Source organism: Siccibacter colletis, from assembly GCF_025914095.1.
Lineage (GTDB): Bacteria > Pseudomonadota > Gammaproteobacteria > Enterobacterales > Enterobacteriaceae > Siccibacter > Siccibacter colletis.
Genome location: NZ_CP074352.1, coordinates 1,954,207 through 1,972,387, shown reverse-complemented (window position 1 = coordinate 1,972,387; position 18,181 = coordinate 1,954,207). Strand labels below are relative to the sequence as shown.

General features: G+C 61.8%; 15 protein-coding genes and 1 pseudogene. 3 read left to right on the top strand and 13 right to left on the bottom strand.

What is annotated here, in order from left to right:
- Nucleotides 1–23: 23 nt before the first annotated feature.
- Nucleotides 24–6,062: an AvrE-family type 3 secretion system effector gene (locus KFZ77_RS09420; protein WP_264386110.1), complete on the top strand. Its 6,039-nt coding sequence runs from the start codon at nucleotides 24–26 to the stop codon at nucleotides 6,060–6,062.
- 36 nt (nucleotides 6,063–6,098) lie between these two features.
- Complete coding sequence (locus KFZ77_RS09415) at nucleotides 6,099–6,524, top strand: type III secretion system chaperone (protein ID WP_264386109.1); 426 nt, start codon at nucleotides 6,099–6,101, stop codon at nucleotides 6,522–6,524.
- 18 nt (nucleotides 6,525–6,542) lie between these two features.
- On the opposite strand, the gene arsC is transcribed toward KFZ77_RS09415, so the two are convergent.
- Complete coding sequence (gene arsC, locus KFZ77_RS09410) at nucleotides 6,543–6,968, bottom strand: arsenate reductase (glutaredoxin) (protein ID WP_264386108.1); 426 nt, start codon at nucleotides 6,966–6,968, stop codon at nucleotides 6,543–6,545.
- 167 nt (nucleotides 6,969–7,135) lie between these two features.
- Between arsC and KFZ77_RS09405 the strand changes: the two genes are divergently transcribed.
- Nucleotides 7,136–7,450, top strand: coding sequence for a hypothetical protein (locus KFZ77_RS09405; RefSeq protein WP_031523823.1), 315 nt, complete (start codon nucleotides 7,136–7,138; stop codon nucleotides 7,448–7,450).
- Nucleotides 7,451–7,452: 2 nt separating this feature from the next.
- On the opposite strand, the pseudogene KFZ77_RS19815 reads toward KFZ77_RS09405, so the two are convergent.
- The 12 genes and pseudogenes from KFZ77_RS19815 to sctW form a co-directional block, all read right to left on the bottom strand.
- A pseudogene (locus tag KFZ77_RS19815) lies at nucleotides 7,453–7,527 on the bottom strand (DUF4225 domain-containing protein); the annotation flags it as partial.
- A 293-nt stretch (nucleotides 7,528–7,820) separates the two neighbouring features.
- Entirely contained in the window at nucleotides 7,821–8,906 is a 1,086-nt protein-coding gene (gene sctU, locus KFZ77_RS09400) for a type III secretion system export apparatus subunit SctU (protein WP_031523824.1), read from the bottom strand.
- The gene (sctT, locus tag KFZ77_RS09395; RefSeq protein WP_031523826.1) at nucleotides 8,903–9,715 is read right to left on the bottom strand and encodes a type III secretion system export apparatus subunit SctT; all 813 of its coding nucleotides are present in this window, start codon (nucleotides 9,713–9,715) and stop codon (nucleotides 8,903–8,905) included. Before sctT ends, sctU begins: the two co-directional genes overlap by 4 nt.
- Nucleotides 9,715–9,975: a type III secretion system export apparatus subunit SctS gene (gene sctS, locus KFZ77_RS09390; RefSeq protein ID WP_031523828.1), complete on the bottom strand. Its 261-nt coding sequence runs from the start codon at nucleotides 9,973–9,975 to the stop codon at nucleotides 9,715–9,717. The genes sctT and sctS overlap by 1 nt, the downstream gene beginning before the upstream one ends.
- Before the next feature lie 7 nt (nucleotides 9,976–9,982).
- Entirely contained in the window at nucleotides 9,983–10,636 is a 654-nt protein-coding gene (gene sctR / locus KFZ77_RS09385; RefSeq protein WP_031523830.1) for a type III secretion system export apparatus subunit SctR, read from the bottom strand.
- A 6-nt stretch (nucleotides 10,637–10,642) separates the two neighbouring features.
- Entirely contained in the window at nucleotides 10,643–11,677 is a 1,035-nt protein-coding gene (locus KFZ77_RS09380; protein ID WP_031523832.1) for a FliM/FliN family flagellar motor switch protein, read from the bottom strand.
- On the bottom strand, nucleotides 11,674–12,234 hold the full coding sequence (locus KFZ77_RS09375; protein ID WP_264386107.1) for a type III secretion system HrpP C-terminal domain-containing protein: 561 nt from the start codon (nucleotides 12,232–12,234) through the stop codon (nucleotides 11,674–11,676). The genes KFZ77_RS09380 and KFZ77_RS09375 overlap by 4 nt, the downstream gene beginning before the upstream one ends.
- Entirely contained in the window at nucleotides 12,231–12,695 is a 465-nt protein-coding gene (locus KFZ77_RS09370) for a hypothetical protein (protein ID WP_031523835.1), read from the bottom strand. The genes KFZ77_RS09375 and KFZ77_RS09370 overlap by 4 nt, the downstream gene beginning before the upstream one ends.
- The gene (gene sctN, locus KFZ77_RS09365) at nucleotides 12,679–14,031 is read right to left on the bottom strand and encodes a type III secretion system ATPase SctN (RefSeq protein ID WP_031523837.1); all 1,353 of its coding nucleotides are present in this window, start codon (nucleotides 14,029–14,031) and stop codon (nucleotides 12,679–12,681) included. The genes KFZ77_RS09370 and sctN overlap by 17 nt, the downstream gene beginning before the upstream one ends.
- Nucleotides 14,031–14,891: an FHA domain-containing protein gene (locus tag KFZ77_RS09360; protein WP_264386106.1), complete on the bottom strand. Its 861-nt coding sequence runs from the start codon at nucleotides 14,889–14,891 to the stop codon at nucleotides 14,031–14,033. Before KFZ77_RS09360 ends, sctN begins: the two co-directional genes overlap by 1 nt.
- The gene (gene sctV / locus KFZ77_RS09355; protein ID WP_264386105.1) at nucleotides 14,891–17,014 is read right to left on the bottom strand and encodes a type III secretion system export apparatus subunit SctV; all 2,124 of its coding nucleotides are present in this window, start codon (nucleotides 17,012–17,014) and stop codon (nucleotides 14,891–14,893) included. Before sctV ends, KFZ77_RS09360 begins: the two co-directional genes overlap by 1 nt.
- A 25-nt stretch (nucleotides 17,015–17,039) precedes the next feature.
- Nucleotides 17,040–18,176 (bottom strand): type III secretion system gatekeeper subunit SctW, encoded by a 1,137-nt coding sequence (gene sctW / locus KFZ77_RS09350; protein WP_264386104.1) that lies wholly within the window; start codon nucleotides 18,174–18,176, stop codon nucleotides 17,040–17,042.
- Nucleotides 18,177–18,181: the final 5 nt, after the last annotated feature.

Below are 18,181 nucleotides of genomic sequence, written 5' to 3'. Positions count from 1 at the left end.
CGCTATGGCAGTGAGGAACAGTTATGGTAATCAAGATACCGTTGTTAGCCAGTCTCAGCGCCAGCCGTAAAATTCAGACCGGAGCCCAGGCTGGGCAGTCTATTCCGCTGCGCCAGCTTCCGGCTCGCGCCCGTCACGCGGCGGGCGGGTCGCTACCGTCTCAGGGCGCTGCCAGCGCCGCTGCAACACCGCTCCAGCAGGGAGCGGCCAGCACCACCGCCCGCAGCGGGAAAAGCCTGCGTCAGAGCCTGACGCGCCTGCGCGATAAGCTGCACCGGGAACGCACCCCCTCCCCGCGCCCGCAGACGCCGCCCCAGGCAGAGAGCAGCCGCTTTACCCGCAGCAGCGCTCAGGGCCGCACGCCGGGTGAGCCGAGCCGGGCACCCTCGACCAACCTGCCGCCGCGCGACGCCGCCCCGGATACCTCAGGTTTTACCCGCGCCAGCGCCAGGGACCGCGATCCGGCTACCCTCAGCAGGCGACCGTCCACCCCGCCGACGCCGCCGAATACGCGCACCGCCTCACCGGAGCGCCGATCGCACGCCGATCTCGCCGCCAACGCCATCGATCTCGCTTTCCAGACATACCAGAACACCGTACGCACCATCCCGCCCGACAGGCCCACCGCCTCCTCTCCTGCAGAACAGCCTGAATCCCCACCGGCCGCCCCGCCAATGAGCGAGAAAGCGCGCGGCAAGCAGCCGATGCGCGAGAGTGAACCCGAACGCGACCCCCCAGGCCCGCAAGGCAGCGCCGCCGCGCGTAAAAAGCTGGCGCAGCCGCCGAATCTGGCCACCATCAAGGAAGAGCAGTACGCCGAACTGAAGCGCAGCGAGCTGAATGCTACCCAGCAGGTGGCATTTGATGCGGCCAGACGCGACACCGCTGAGCACCATACCCGGCTGCGTCCGCAGATCGCCAGCCTGGCGCTGGATGCGCGCGGCAAGCTGAACGTCACCGATGCGGTATCGGAGAACCTGCGCAATATCCTTAACGAAACCGTGGCGCGCCCGCAGCATACCTGGCAGGCACACCAGGCGAACAGCAGCAACAGCCAGCATCTGCTGATGGATACCCACGGACGGCTGTTCAGCCTGCAGGGGTCGAAAACCGCGTTTGTCGGTCTGACCCAGAGCGTGCCGATGGAGAGCTGGAAGCAGGCGGAGCCGTCGCGCCTCGATCGCGCCCAGGACAAGCTCGGCCTGAAAACCCTGACCTCGCGCTCGGATGTGAAGATCCAGTTACACAACGCCGGCACCGCGACGGTACGCGCCCCGGCGCGGCTGACGGGAGGGCCGGCGGTCCAGCGCACCGTACTGCTGCCCGACGCAGCGGTCCATGCTGCCCTGACCGGGATCTTCGCCCACGATCGCGAACAGGGTGAGAAAGGTGCCATCACCGAAACGGTGAGCGAACACATCCGCGAGCACGGCGGCAGGCTCTATCGCCTCGACGAACGCGCCATGCACTGGGATGAGGTGGATGAGAACGAAGAGAAGAGCTACAGCAAGCTGACAAAGCAGGCGGACGAAACCCTGTACGCCATTCACGATAAAAAGACCCTGCATAACCTCTCCACCGGCGAAAAATCAAAGAAGTTCGACGATAAAATTGCAGGCTACTGCACCAACCAGCGCGGTGAAACGCTGGTGACGCTGACCAATGAAAAGACCAATAAGCAGTCGGTGATGTTCCTGACGCGTCTCGGGGATGACAAGTCTCGCCATTTCCCGCTGGCGCTGAAAACCACCGATGCCAGCGGGGCCAGCGTTGATTTTCACTCCCGCGGTATGACCATTCACGATGGCCAGGTGTTTGCCATCGACAGCAACGGCAAGCTGTTTACCGGCCCGCTGCCGCAGGCCGGTGACAAGCAGATGTCACTGACCGCCGCCAGCGAACGCACCGCTGAACTGACGGGCTATCTCGGCGAGAGCTTCACCCTCGACAGCTTCCTCAATCACGGCAGCGGCAGACTGCTCGCGGTGGTGAAAGACGCCAGCGACCAGCGCCACGTCTGCGCCCTCGACCAGCAGGGGCAGTTCCGCCCGCAGTGGAACCTCAGCGAAAGTCTGGTAATGGATCACCATGAAGGGCTGTTACAGCCGCGCCCGCTGCCGCAGGATGTGGTGGACCTCGGGCGTCTCGGGCAGATGATGCTGCACGAGGGCAAGATTTACGTGATGAACAAGAACTCCGGGCGCTGGGAAGCCTCGTCGGAGAGCGCCACCAGCCTGAAACGTGGTCAGGATGGTCAGGCGTACATCATCAACGACGACGGGCTACCGGCGCGGGTGAAAGTCAGCCTGAAGAGCGACAAGATTGGCGGGGTTAACAACCAGTTTGTGATGCGCCAGATGAAAAGCAGCGTCACCGCCGACCTGCCCCTGCCCGGCTTCAGCCAGGACAACAAACCCCGCGCCATCGCCCCGGTGGATGCCCAGAAGCTGGCGGCCATCAGCGACAAGAATGAGATCCAGTACCACCAGAATCAGGCCGACAGCCGCCAGCCAGCGAAGATGATGCAGACCCTGACCAAAGCGGGTATCGGCAATCATCTTCCGCACGTTGATGCCAGCACGGCCAATACCCTGGCGGCAACCGGGGAAGGTAACGAACTGGTGGATATCACCTGCGACCAGAAACAGAACCTCTACGTGCTGGATAAACAGGGCAAGCTCTACACCATGCCGAAGGAGGACTGGCAGGCCGCGCCGGGCACCCGCCCCAACGCCAGCTGGCAGCCGGTGGATCTGCCCCCGGAGCTGGGCGAGATTGAGCACCTGCATAATATGGCGGGCGGCGGTCTGATGGTCTCTGACAAGGCCGGACGCAGCGCCAGTCTGCAGCTGGCCGGGATGCGGCTCGGGGCCACCGTGGTGGACAACAACGCCACCGGCAGCGATGCGGCTGAGGCGAGCGGCAGCGCGGCGGTCACCAACCAGAATGCGCAGCAGATTGCCAGCCACAACCGTTGGCTGGTGCAGCCTGAGTACGATCCCGACACCAAGCTGGAAGCCAAATCCCACCGTCGCCGGGTAGAGAAAGCGCTGGAGCGACTCGATGAAGCCTCGAAAAGCGTCAACGTTCACGGTATGACCCTGAAGGGCGAAGTGAACCTGATGGGTATGACCGGGCGCGACGGTAACCACGTTAACAGCGGACTGCGCGATCGCCTGCGCGCGCACGTGCTGGATGTGGATTTCTCCCGCGCCCCGCGCCCGACCAAAACCGTCTGGCGCAGCGCGGTACACAGCTGGAAAGGCCGCGCCGAGCTGGAGGATCAGTATCAGTACCAGAACACGCTGCATCAGCAGATGAAAACCGCCCTTGCCGCTCCGCCCGCAGCGCCGCTCACCCCGCTGGCGGATCGGCTGAAAGCGCTCGAAAATGGCCCGTTTGACCGTGGCTTTATGGAGCACGTGAACGCCTTCTGTGAGAACGTTGCCGACAGCGCCCGTCATCAGGCAACGCTGCTTGGCCAGCATTCAGGCGCGCTGGAGGGAGACGGTAGCGTGAAGACGCAGTTTGAGCCTTCCCGGCGTAAAGCGCTGACGCAGTCGATGAACCCGTACAGCGACAAAGAGAACCTGGTGCAGGATCTGGCGCGCTTCCATGCCCACTACCCGCTCTCTGCGGGCCAGGGCAGTCCGCAGCTGATGCACGCGCTGGAGCAAAAAGGCGTGGTGGTGCATCACCAGAAAGCCCAGGCACCGATGGGTCGCCAGCGCGATCCCCATGATGATATGGGCCTGACGAAATCGCGTCTGATCCTTGACGGCCTGACCATGAAAGCGCTGCACGAGCTGGTAGATGAGATGGAGAGTGCCGCCGCTGAAAGCCCGGTCAACCTGTCGCGTATCAATACGGCGAAAGAGGCGTTTCGCGTGCTGCGAGATGAGGACTACGGCGACGATCCGATTCAGAAGGCCACCAGCATGGGCTTCGTCAACAATAAGCAGCTGGAAGCCTGCTATGACGCCATCCGTACCATGACCAACGCGTTCAGCAAACCGCATCACGGGGTGAATGTCACCACCCGTACCGTGATGAAAGCCAGCACCCAGGAGCAGATGACCGAGCGTATGTTTCGCACCATCTCCTCGCTGGAGTCCGGCGAGAACATGGGCTTTGGCCGCAACTATGGCGGAATGCTCACCCTGTCGGTGATCCCCGGCGGGGAGATCATCGGTGTTCCGGGGGTGCGCGGTAACCTCGATCGCGCCTATAATGCCAGCTTCGCCCGCAGCGACAGCGGTATCACCGTCACCTTCAGCCGCAACGGCGGCGGCACCGGCACGGCATTTGGCGCGGTGGGCTGGAATCCGCTCAGCCAGGCACCCAACCCGGGCCAGATCAAAGCCGATCTGGGTAACAACCGCAGCATTACCCCCTCGGCGCGGTTAAACGGCATTATCGCCCTGGCGCTTCAGCGACAGATGCAGAACAGCGTCAGCTTTACGGTGAGCGAAGCTAACCTGCAGGAGTTTCTTGAGAAGCTCACCAGCGGCCAACTGGACCCCGCCAGCCTGCTGGAGAGCGGCGTCAGCCACCGGGTGAAGAACGGCACCATCCTCACCTTCAACGTCGATGCCACCGCGATGGCGATGGCGGGCGGCGGGCTTAACCTGCCGACCAGCCAGAGCGATCCCACCAAAAACCGGGCGCTGGTGCGCGCCAATGTCAGCGTCCAGGCGGCAGCGAATCTTGCCTCGGCCCAGCGCGAGCGCAACGTCACCCGCAGCAGCATCGGTTCCACCAGCGCACAGAGCGATAACCGCCTGCGCATGCTGAACAGCGTCAGCGTCGGGGCCGGGATCATGGGCGGCGTGGGGGTCACGACCGGCGGGCCGCAGACCACGCGAATTCCGGTATTCGGCATCAACAGCACCAACATTCAGGCCAGCATCGATAACCGCACTAAGCAGAGCATGAGCCTCGATATTGGCCGCGCCGAGCCGGTGGCGAAGAAGCAGCTCGACAAGCTGATCGAACAGGTGGAATCCGGGTTTGATGAGCCGAAGATAAACGCCCTGCTCCAGGAGCTGAAAGACGCCGACAAGCCGCCGAAAGAGGATCTGCCTTCTCTGACGCCCGAACTGAAAGCGCTGAAGGAGCAGAGCCTGCGCGATCGCGCCACCAGTCACACGCTGCGTCCGCTCAGCGCGACGGAACGTAAAGCGTACGAGAAATTGCTGAAGGAGGATAACGCGGCCGCGGAACAGGCGGAAGAGATTGCAGAGATCGCCGCGCGCGGCGGGCCGAAAGCGATCATGGACACCCCGGCCAATAAAACCCCTGAAGCACCAAAGAAAAACAGCGAGAAGTTTTCCACCTTCCTCAAACCCGAGAAAGAGGCGGTGAACATGAAGCTGGATAAGCTGCTGCCGACCCTGCTGGCGATGACCCCGACCAACAATGCGCAATACGCGGTGCTTAACGCGGCGCGCCAGCTGGAGGTGCAGCAGAAAGCGGCCGCGCTGCGCAGCCATGCCCTGAACAGTGCCGAATATCAGTCTACCTACAACAACCTGCATAAGATCGACCACGACAACCTGATGCACGTGATCCACAGCCTGTTCGCCTCTGAACTGCCGGAGAGCAACGCCGCAGCCATCTCCCGCTTTATGGCGGAAAAACCGATGCTGAAGGAGGTGGTGCGCGAGCTGCAGAAGAACCGTAACACGCAGGCCTCGGTGACACTGGAGTTTGTGGACGATACCCGCTACCGCATGCAGCAGCAGTGGCTCGATCACCAGACGCGTCCGGAAGATATTCAGGCGCTGCTGAAGGATCGTAGCCAGATGCGCGTCAAGTCGATCAGCTTTACCGAGACCGATACCAAACAGGAAGGCTTTAACCTGCCGCTGCTGGTTGCCGGCGCGTCCAGCCAGGCGAGCGTCAGCATTGCGCGTAACCTCGGTAAGATTAACTTCAGCTATGGCGCAGACCAGCGCACGCCGAATGCCTTTACCCTTGAGGGCGAGATTGCCGACGCCAGCCAGGCAGTGGTGAATGCCCTGACCAGCGCAGAAGTACAGGATAAACGCGGCGTGCTGTAAGGTGCGCCACCCTGAATTTTGAAGGAGAAAAATGAGATGACGCCCGATCAGACCCGCATCCAACAGCTGCTGTCCGGCTTCGCCCCGCGCACCGGGGCCACGCTGACGCTCGATAAAGGCGTTTGCGCCCTGTACGACGAACAGGGTCAGGAAGCGCTGGTGCTGGAGATGCCGCCCCAGGGCGACGCCCTGCTGCTGCACTGCCAGCTGCTGGAGCTGCTGGATATGCGCCGCTACGAGTCAGAGCCTGCCGCGTGGCGGCTGATGATGACCCTTAACTTTGAAATGAACGCCATGCGCGGCTGCTGGCTGGCGCTGGACGAAGATAACCAGATCCGCCTGTGTCACCAGCAGCCGGTCAGCGCCCTGAACGAGGTGACGTTCGCCCCGCTGCTTGAGGCGTTTATCCAGCAGGCCCGTGAGGCACGCGACCTGCTGCTCGATACCCTGTCAGGCCGCTGATCGACGCGCAACCGGGTATCAGCTAACCCGGTTGCCGTCCCTGTCGATCACCTTCTCCCCGTCCTCTTTGGTGAACTCCCCACGCTGCGCATCCGGCAGAATATCCAGCACCCGCTCCGAAGGCCGGCACAGCGCGGTTCCGTTTGGTGTGACTACAATCGGCCGGTTGATAAGAATGGGATACGCCAGCATGGCATCCAGCAGTTCGTCATCGCTGATGGCCGGATTATCCAGCCCGAGATGCTCATAGGGTTCGGTGTTAGTGCGCAGCAGCTCCCGCGCGGTAATCCCCATGCGGGTGATCAGCCCGGAGAGCTCGACGCGCGACGGGGGATTTTCCAGATACAGCACCACCCGCGGCTCCACGCCGCTGTTGCGAATTAACGCCAGGGTATTGCGTGAAGTGCCGCATTCCGGATTGTGATAGATAGTAATCTCGCTCATAGCTCGTCGCCTGTTGCCGGTAAACTTTCATTATCGGCAAATTTCCGGCTACTCGTCACGAATTTCTATCACCTCATCGAGATCGTGGCCCTCCGGCTTTGCCCGGAATTTTTATGTATACTTGCTGCGGAGAGTATCTACATTTTAAGGATAAAAGGTGGAATGCTATGAAAGTGAACGACGCTAATCTGTTGGCATCAGGTTTCAGCAGCATCGATATTCAGAAAATTAAAAATAATACCGAAAATTACGGTGGTTCTGTTGATGATACCATCCAGGACCTGGCTAATCGCTTTGTCATAGCAATTTTTGTCGTAGCTGGTTGCCTTGTGGTTTTCGTTTTGCTGGTTCTGTTTGGTTCAGCCGAAAGCCTTTTCGCTGGCTCTGTCGGGCTACTTTGCGGTATTGCGGTTGCAATATTTATACAACCACCGGTGCTAGCCTATAAATCCTGGCGTTATAGAAGAATAAATCGGAGTTAGGTTCAGTTATTCTCTGTGGCCAAAAGGTCGAAGATGACCTTTGCTTTTACGCCATACCCAACAATTTTCATCGTTAGTTAATAAGCTTTCTGGCCTCAAGATTAACCATTGTTTCCGCCCAATTCTTATTCCTGTCTGAGCGCATTATATCAAGTAGCACAGCATCCATTTTTGTTCTCCCTGTATATTACATCGCCGATAATACCCCTTTATTTTTAGCTGTAAACCGTCGTTGCAGTCGGAAAAAGACACATTATGTGACTCCATCTGTATTTTCTTAACGTGTTTATTTCATCATTGATTCTTTCCCTGATTTCGCTCATAGCCTGTCACCTGCGCCGGTAAACACCTGTTATCCCCAGCTTTCCGGCTACTCGTCACGAATTTCGATCACCTCATCGAGATAGTGGTCCTCCAGCTCGCGCAGCAGGCGATAGACCTGCGCCACGGCGGTGAGGGTTTCACGCGGGATGTACGCCCCCTCTCGGGTGGTGCGATACAGGGTGCGGGTCAGCCAGATGTAGCGGATCACCGGCATACGCTTGCGCTGCGCCTCTTCGATCAGGGTGCGCGCTTCTTCATCGCTGGCCTTAAACATCAGACGCGGCAGCGGCGTCTCTCCCGGGCGGTAATACAGCCCGACCGCGAAGTGCGTCGGGTTAACCAGCAGCACGTCGGCCTCCTCCAGCGCGATCTGGCGCTGAGGCTGCGGCTCTTCATTCAGGATCTCGTGCGCCACCTGGCGACGGTGGCCCTTCATGTGCGGGTCGCCTTCGCTCTGCTTGAACTCGTTCTTGATGTCGTCGTGACTCATTCGCTGTTGCTTGAGGAAGAAGTACTTCTGGATGCCAAAATCGAGCAGGCTCAGGGCCAGCATCACCATCAGCACCCGTCGCGTCACCTTGACGAACAGGGCCATCACCCCCTGCCAGAAGCCGTCGAGGGTGCCGAGCGCCAGCTGGGCCAGACCGGGGATCTCCGGCTCTATCGCCAGCCAGACGATAATGCCGATGATGATGGCCTTGAACACGCTGGTGAGCAGCTGGGTAAACTGGCGAGCGGAGAACATGTTCTTAAACTGATTCACCGGGTTCAGGGCATCTAAATTGGGAACCAGCGCCTCCACCGCGAACAGCGGCCCGAACTGCACCCAGCCGCCGATGATGCGCAGCACCAGGCCAATGGCACACACAAGCCCGACCAGCACCAGAAACACCACAAAGGAGTCGGCGATCACCTCTTCCATCGCGTGGTCGAAGGGGTCGCGCAGCCGGGTCAGCGGCAGCAGCATCATCGCCTGCATCCGCTGCATCCCGGTATCCACCAGCGCGAAGATCGCCTCCAGTACGCCGATGCAGATCAACAGCTTGGGAATATCCTGGCTCTGGCTGACCTGCCCCTTCTTTCGCGACTCCTGAAGTTTCTGGGGCGTGGCGTCTTCGGTTTTTTCGCTCACGGCGTCACCCCCTTTGCTTCCACCAGATGCGGCAGGATGTGGATCAGATCCTTCAGCTCATACAGCCGTTCGCCGGCAAGGTGGTTAAGCAACGGCAGATAGAGGATAAAGAACAGCATTCCGAGCAGGCACTTCACCGGTATGGTCAGGGCGGTGGCCTGCAGCTGCGGGCTGTAGATACTCATGATGCCGATAGCGAAATCCATCAGCAGCATAATCGCCACCAGCGGCCCGGCGTAGAGCACCATGTCGGTAAAGGTTTTGCCCAGCAGCCTGAGATACACCTGGAAACCGGCTTCCGAGGGGAACGGCATCCACTCGGTGGCGCGCCAGAGGTGGTAGCTGTCCCAGATGATCTGGGTGATGGTGGATAAGCCGAGGCCGATGATCAGCAACAGGATGATCGACTGCTGCATCAGTTTGCCGAGCGGCGTGACGTCCGGGCCAAGTTGAGGGTTAATCTGCCCGCCCATCAGCGCCCCGCGCTGGTTATCGAACAGCCCGCCCACCGATTCAAACAGCCAGAACGGCATCGCCAGCAGCAGGCCTATCAGGCAGCCGATCACCAGCTCCTTCATCACCAGCCCGGCGAGCAGCAGCATGTCCGGTTCGAGGGCATCGATCTCCACTTTGATGGTCGGGGCGATAAACAGCGACAGCGCGACCACGATAGCGGCGCGCATCACCCCTTTAACCACGCTGAAGTTAAATACCGGGGTCAGCAGCAGGCAGGGAAAGATGCGCGCCATCCCCAGCGCCAGCGCCAGGATGCTGTGAAACAGGTCGGTAAGCGGCGCGCCGAGCAGCATCAGGCGTTAACCGTGGACATCATGGCAAAGGCGGTCTGGGCGAGCTGCATCAGCTCAACCCCCACCCAGCGCCCGCTGAGCGCCAGCGTTACCCCGACGGCCACCAGCTTGATGCAGAACGGCAGCGTCTGGTCCTGAAGCTGCATCGCGGCCTGCAACAGAGAAATCACGATCCCTACCAGCACCGCGACGATCAGCGGCGGCGCGGAGAGGATCACCACCAGCAGCATCCCCTGGCGAAACAGCGTCAGAATATCCATCTTGTCCTCACAGGTAACTGTAAAACAGGCCGTCGAGCAGCCGCGTCCAGCCGCTGACCAGCACGAACAGCAGAATTTTCAGCGGCAGCGAGACGGTCATCGGCGATACCATCTGCATCCCCAGCGCCAGCAGCACGTTGGAGACAATCAGATCCACCACGATGAACGGAATGAAGATAAGAAAGCCGATTTTGAAACCGCTCTGCAGCTCGGACAGCACGAACGCCGGGATCGCCAGCAGCATGTTGTCCGGCTGCACCGTGCGCGCCATCTCCTCCGGCCACATGCGGTGGGTGTTCTCCTGAAGATGCACCAGAATGTCCGGGTCGGTATTGCGGGTCATGAATTTTTTCAGCGGTTCAATGCCGTTACCCAGGGTGTACTCCAGCCGCTCCATCGAGCTGAAATCAATGGGCAGCGTCTTTACCCGGTCGGTGATGTCGCTGAACACTGGGGCCATGATGAACAGCGTGGCGGCCAGGGCGATGCCGTTGAGCGCCATCGTCGGCGGCACCTGCTGCACCCCCATGGCGTTACGGGTCAGCTGCAACACCATGGAGAGCTTAAGAAAGCTGGTACAGATGATCAGCAGCATCGGCAGCAGCGTCAGGGCGCCAAGAAACAGCGCCAGCATAATCGGGTTCAGCGGTCCCATTTCCATAGCGGCTTACCTGTCGCGTCCCAGTGGGCTGGCAGCATCCGGCAGCATATGGGTGATTTGCAGTCCGAGCCGCCCCTCAACGTCCACCAGTTCGCCTTTCGCCAGCGGATACTCGCCGTGACATAGCAGCGCCTCACCCGGCACTACGTGATCGACCATCAGGGTCGATCCCACACTCAGGCGGCTGATTTCACCCAGCGTCAGCCTGAGGTGGCCGCAACGCAGCGTCAGGGCCAGCGGCAGCGGATCAAAGGCCGATGTATTGGTTTCTGTCGTGTGAGCCTCTTCCGGGTTCGGCACGCCGTCCATTGCATAATCTTCGGGGGTTTCATTCACGTCGGTTATCTCCAAATCGGTAATATAAAAGTGGCCGCTATGTCCGGCGTCTCCCTGCAGCGCACCCTGAATGCGCACGCCGCCCAGCTGCACTTCCCCTTCGCCACTGGGTAAAAACCCGCAGCGGGTGGGAAGCACCACATCGTCAGGACGCAGCGCGCGCAGCTGCGCCAGCGGTAAAGTGAGCGACCCGAGGTTCAGCGGGAGGCGCAGCGCCATCTCCTCCACGCCCTCCGCCCGCAGCGCCACCCAGCCAGGTTGGGCCAGCAGCCGCTCCAGCGTGGCGGCCTCCACGCCCACCCGGCTTGCGGCGCGCGCCTCGCCCAGTTCAATCTCAAGGCTGAGCCACACCAGCCCGGCGTCCGGTTGCGCCTGCACATCCGGCTCCAGCGTGCCAAACAGCGTCCGCGCCCCGGCGATCAGGTAGTGGTTCCACAGTGGCCAGTACCATGCCTGCTCTGTGCCGGGGGTGATGACGGTCGGGCAGCGCGACAGGACACCGCACACCGTCTCCGCCTCGCTCAGCCACAGCGTACCGGCTCCGGTGCGCAGGGCTGTCGCCGGCGCGGCGTCGGGCTCCCCGAGGCGCAGCGTCAGCCCACCCAGGGTTTCATCATCGGCGAGCGGGTAAAACCAGCCCGCGCCCACCTTCTGTCGCAGCCGCACTTCGCTGCGCGACAGCCTGCGCAGCGCCAGGGTATTCATGCCTGGCCTCCGCGTTGTTCAAAGCGCAGCCGCACCTGGCAGGCCAGACGACGGCGCAGCGATTCCCGGCAGCGCTCCTGATGCGGAGCCATCATTAACAGCGCCTGCGGAGCAAAACGCAGGTTGATATCCCAGCCGTTGCCGTTTCCCGTCGCGCTCAGCCGGGCATCCACTTCCCCCAGCTTCGGCAGCAGCAGCGTCATCGCCACCGCGCCAGGAGGTTGCTTCTCCACCATGCCGCACAGCGGCGGCTCAATCTGCTGCCAGATCCGCGCCGGCGAGGCCACCTGCCCGGTGTCCTGAGTGGCCGGTGGTTGCAGCCACGGATACGCACTGGCAGTCAGCGGTACGCCGGTCGGCATCAGGCCGGTCTCGGGCTGGCCGAGCAGCGCGTCAAACAGGGAAGCATCCTGACGTACCGGTGCGCCCTTCGCTTTACGATCCGGCGCGGCGGCATCGCTGCTGTTAGTCTGGCGTTCGCGCACGGGTGCCTGCGCCCGCTGTGGCTGAGAGGTTGTCTGTTTGCCCGTATCGCGGGCCTGGGGTAATGCGCTCATCGCAGCACCTCGCTTTCCTGAATCATGTACTCCAGCTTCTCCAGATCGCGCTGCCGGGCCTGGGTTTCGCGCTGCGCCTGCTCAAGGTATTCCGCACGCTGGCGCTGCTGATGCTGGCACTGGGTCAGCGCGTTTTTGTGTCCGGCTACCGCTTCACAGGCGCTGCGCTCCTGGTTCAGCCCCTGCATCAGGCGCTCCTGTTTCTGCGTCCCCTCCATATGGCGGTCGACAAAGGCCTCGCGCAGCGCCAGATAGTGCGTCTGCTGCTCCCCCAGCGCGCGTTCAATGCGTTCGCCCTGCGTGACGGTGTCACGCAATGCCTGCTCCGCCTGGCGCTGCTGGCGCTCGCTGCGTCGCAGGCGCTGGCGGCGGATTGGGAGTAACAGCGCAAAGGCTTTCTGCAGCTCGATACCGGTCTCTTCCACCACCAGATCGTCGTCCGGATTACGATGTCGGCGCATAGCGGCTTACCTCCGAAAGATGTTGCAGCGTGTCGTCATAGGGTGTGGGTTCATGCATCGCCTGTTGCAGATAGCCGTTAATCGCATCCTGGGCGTCGACCGCCGCGTCGGTCATGGCATCATGACCCGCCTGGTACTCGCCGAGGCGGATCAGCATCTCCACCTGCTGCCAGGCCGCCATCATGCGACGCACCTGCACCGCATTACCGATGTGTTCCCGGGTGGCGACGTTACTCATGGTGCGGCTGAGGCTCGCCAGCACGTCAATGGCCGGATAGTGGCCGCGCTCCGCCAGTTTGCGGGTCAGCACGATATGACCGTCGATCAGCGAGCGCACTTCATCGGCTACCGGGTCATTCATCGAGTCGGCCTCAATCAGCACCGAATAGAGTGCGGTAATGGCCCCGCGTGAGGTCTGCCCGGCCCGCTCCAGCAGCGTCGGCAGCAGCGTATATACCGAGGGTGGCAGCCCGCCGCGTCCCGGCGGCTCGCCGAGCGCGAGGCCGATTTCACGCTGGGCGCGGGCAAAACGGGTCAGAGAATCGAGGATCAGCAGCACGCTTTTCCCCTGGTCGCGCCAGGCTTCGGCGATGGCGGTGGCGGTAAAAGCGGCGCGAGCGCGCTCCATGCTGCTGCGGTCCGAGGTGGCGCAGATCAGCACCGTGCGGCGGCGCAGCTCCTCATCCAGCTCATGATCGAGAAACTCGCGCAGTTCGCGTCCGCGCTCGCCGATAAGGCCAAACACAATCACGTCGCACGGCGTGTTGCGCGCCATCTCGGCCAGCAGCGTGGTCTTTCCGCAGCCTGCCCCGGCAAAGACGCCGACGCGCTGCCCGGTGCCAATGGTTAACAGGCCGTCAATGGCGCGAATCCCGGTCGGCAGCGGCGTGTCGATGCGCGGGCGATCGGTAGGTGCCGGGGCGTCGCCCAGCACGCTCACGGCATCGCTGACGGTCCCCGGCATGGCGAACGCGCCCACGCCTTCGTCGCTCAGCGGTCGCCCGAAGCCGTCGAGCACGCTACCCAGCAGCGCCTCGGACACCACAATGCTGTGCGGCAGGCGCAGCGGGATCACGCGTGCGCCCTGGGCGATACCGTCCAGCTGCCCCAGCGCCGACAGCAGCGTGTGCTGCGGGTTAAACCCCACCACTTCGGCCAGCACGCTGCTGCCGTCGTCGCGCACCACCTGGCACAGATCGCCGATGCGCGCCTGGGGCAGACTGCTCTCCAGCAAAATGCCGCTGATACCGGTGATGCGCCCCCAGGCTTTCACCGGCGATACCGCCGCCAGCCGCTGACGCTGCTGTTCGAACCAGCCGTTGAGCGCGTCAGTCATCACCAGCTCACCTTGATATTTTCCCGGCCGCTGAACTCAATCTGATTGCCGGTAATGGATACCAGGCGCAGCTCGTCTACCTCATCACCAATAAACAGCCGCTGACCATCATCGGTAACGATGTTGGCGCGCGATCCGGTGGTGATCTGCACGATGCGGAACGGCAGCTCCACTTTCAGCGGCTCCACTTTATTCACCACCGGCACCGCTGTTTTAAATTCGTCATTGAAGCGGCCCATCATGCGATTGAAGATTTCCATCTGGGCGTCGCTCAGCTTGCCTTTCAGCTCAACGGATTTTTCGTGAACGATCACCGCCACGGCGCTGCCGAGATCGCGCTCGCGCAGCATCTTCAACAGCGGGGCTTTGACGTCGCTGACGTTGAGCATTCTGCCGGGGCCGGACACCACCTGGGTTTGCGCCACGGTCGGCTGCAAAATCCAGCTCACCACGGTAAAGGTCAGCAGCAGCATCATGCTCACCATCGCCACCCGCATGGTGCGGGTAAACAGGCTCTTGCGCGGCGCCGGGGCTGGCGCGGGTGCCGCAACGCTGGCGGCGGCGGTCTGCTGCACCGGCGCCACAAACGGTGTCCAGGGCGTGTCGGCATCGGCGACCGCCAGCCAGACCGGGCCCACGGCAAACGGCGTGCCGCTGACAAGCGTGTGTTGCTCGCCGCCCGGCTGCTCAAGCGCCCATCCGGATTCGTGACGGTGTAACCGCCACACCGCAGAACCTATGCCGTCGTCACTCAACAGCAGGTCCGCATCCCCGGACTGGCCCAGTACCCAACTGTCGCCAAAGAGTGGCAACGCCGCGCCTAAATGAAGGCCGGACAGCACGCGCAGCTCGAACATCATTAACTCTCCCAGGTGGTAAGTGAGTAAACGGCCGGATCAAGGTCGAGGCGACCCAGCACGTTAACCGCGAGATTAGGTTGCAGCTCCGCAAAGGAGAGCACCGGAACATAGTGGAACTCCTCCTGGATCAGCGCGCGCAGCGGGCTGCGCAGATCCTGGGCTACCAGCAGCACCGCGCGCTGATCGTTGTCCACCGGGAAGGCCTGACCCACTTCCTGCAGAATGGCGGAGACCTGCTCCTGCGCCAGGGCAAAGAAGATGTCGCTCTGGGTCTGGCGCAGGGCGTCGCGCAGCTGCTCTTCCAGCTCCGGGGTGATGAGCCAGACGTGCAGGCCGTCAACCCGGGCATACTGATAGCAGAGATGGTTTTTCATTGAGATACGCACCAGGTCGGTGAGCAGATGAATGTCGCGTTCGTGCTGACCGTGCTCGATCAGCGCTTCGGCGATGGCGCGCACCGAGCGCAGCGGAATACGTTCCGCCACCAGCTTCTGCAGCACCGCCGAGAAGCGCGACACCGGCATCACGCGCTGCAACTCCTGAGACAGCTCCGGCTGTTCGGCTTCCAGCCAGGAGACCAGCGCCCGCGTCTCCTGCAGGCCGATAAAGTGCGGGCTGCTGGCGTGGATGGCGTTTTCCATGCGCTTCACCAGCAGTTCACGGGCGCTCCAGCGTTCAACCTCGTCGTTCTCCAGCAGCGGATGCTCCGCCGGCAGCCAGATAAGGTCCGCCTCGCGGCGCAGTTCCTCGCCCTCCACCATCCCCTCGCGCTGGGCCTCGGGAATGCTTTCCAGCCAGCTGCGCTTCACGGCCAGCATCGGCACGTTAAAGGTGCCCACCACTTTTGGGATCTCATACACCGAGAAGCGAAACTCGTTTTCCGGCTGGTGATCGACAAATTCAATATCAAAGGCCGGGAGCGTAAACCCGAAGTGATAGACGATGCGGTTGCGCAGCCGGCGGATCTCCTGCACCAGCTCCAGGGTTTCCGGCTTGCCGCGACAGGATGAGGGGAAGTTAATCAGGTAAGGCCGCGTCGGATTGAACTGGCGCAGATCCTCTTTGCCGTTCAGCTCCGGCGGCACCACTTCATTCTCCATCTGCGGCTGCGCCAGCTGTAGCTCCTGACGGGCACGCCAGATCTGGAAACCGCCGCTGATCATGGTCAGCGCGGCCAGCACCAGGAACACGCCGGTCGGCATCCCTGGCAGCAACGCAAAGCCCACCATTCCGAAGGAGGAGAGCAGCCAGGCTTTGGGCTGGCTGGTGAGCTGCTCGGCGATCTCACGGCCAATGTTGTTATCCACCGACTGCTCGTTATCCGAGGAGACGCGGGTGATGATCATCCCGGCAGTCAGGGAGATCAGCAGCGCCGGGATCTGGGCAATCAGTCCGTCACCGATGGTGAGAATGGAGTAGACGTGCATCGCTTCCCCGGCGGGCATGCCGAGCTGCAACACGCCGATGCTGAAGCCGCCGATGAGGTTGATAAACAGGATCACCAGCCCGGCGATGGCATCGCCCTTCACAAACTTCATCGCCCCGTCCATCGCCCCGAACAGCTGGCTCTCTTTCGCCAGCTCGCTGCGGCGGGTCTTCGCCTGCCAGACGTCAATCATCCCGGCCCGCAGGTCGCTGTCGATGGACATCTGTTTACCCGGCATGGCATCCAGCGTGAAGCGCGCCGCCACTTCGGCCACCCTCTCCGAGCCTTTGGTGATCACAAGGAAGTTCACCACCGTGAGGATTAAGAACATCACCATCCCCACCGCCAGGTTGCCGCCCACTACGAAGTTGCCGAATGCAGCCACCACGTGCCCGGCATCCTGCTGGATGAGGATCTGGCGCGTGGTGGAGATAGAGAGCGCGAGGCGGAACATGGTGGTCAGCAGCAGCACTGCCGGGAAGGTGGAGAACGCCAGCGGTTTCGGCAGGTACATCGCCAGCACTACCAGCAGCGATGACAGGCAGATGTTAACCGCAATCAGCACGTCAATCAGCGCCAGCGGCAGCGGGATGATCAGCATAAACACCAGCGCCATAGCAAACGCAGCCCCGACCACTTCGGAGCGTTGCATTGCGCTGATGGCTATACGGTTCAGGATCTGAAAAAGGGCATTCATCGCCAGGGCCTCGTCGGGTGCGGAATTAAACGTCTTTACGCATGTTGGCCTGCGTCTCGGCTTTTGATACATCGCTGATAATGCTGCGCAGCAGCGTCAGCGCGTTTTTACGGCTGTCCGGCTCCTGCCACAGCGACGGCGGTAATCCATGCATCAGTGGAAACAGCCCGGCGTAAAACAGCGGCAGATGCCGGGTGTGTTCCCCGACGATGTCCTCCGCCAGGTGCTGATAGTCACTCTGGTATGCCCCGCTGTAGCTGATCTGCAAGGCGCGGCGCGTCAGATCCAGACCGGTCATCGCTACTTCCGGCAGTTTGCTTTTCATACGCTTGATAAAGGCGCTACTGTCAGCAAGGGACTGGCTGATCTGTGCCGCATCGCGCAGCCCGCGCTGAATGCGTACCAGCGCACCTATGCTGATGGAGGGGGCCAGCGCAGCGATGTCGTCTGCCAGCGCCCGTTGCAGCGTGCGCAGCTTTGGCAGCAGATGACGCGACTCCACCTGCTCAAGCAGCATGTCGAGCATCATCACGGCGGATTGCTGATCAACGATGGTGTCGTAATAGAGATTACGCAGCGACTGCTTGTGCTGCGGATCGCGGGTGTGTTCAGCAATGGCGGCAGCGGTGTTGGTGCCGGCGCGGATGATGTTACCGTGAGTGAGCTGCAGCTGGTGCAGGTGCCCGCTGAGCGCCTGCACCAGGGAATCATCCCCCGCCGCATGCGCCTGCTGCTCCAGAATACGCAGCAGCACGTTGCAGCGTGCCGGGTCGCCGCCCGCTTTCTCAAGCAGCGCCTCGCTGTCCGGCGGCGGTGACTGGCTCAGCAGGTCGCGCAGCTGGCCGAGCTGCTCTTCGGTGCGGCGCTGATCGTTGTTGTCCAGCAGTTCAAACAGGTGCGTCAGCTCGTCGATTTTGCCGATGGCGTTCTTGTTGCGCAGCAGGTTGCTCTGCAGGCTACGGCGGTTGAGCGCTTTATTCTTGCGCTCCATCTTCTCGCTGAACATCACACCAATCTCTTCCAGCGAATCGTTCAGGGTTTCGGCGCGGGTACGGACGTTATCCGGGGAGTGAGCGGCATTTTTAGCAGCAGACTGTTCGCTACTTTTGTGCAGCGCTTTTAACGCCAGCGGCACCAGTAGCGCGTGTTGCATTTTTATCATCGCCG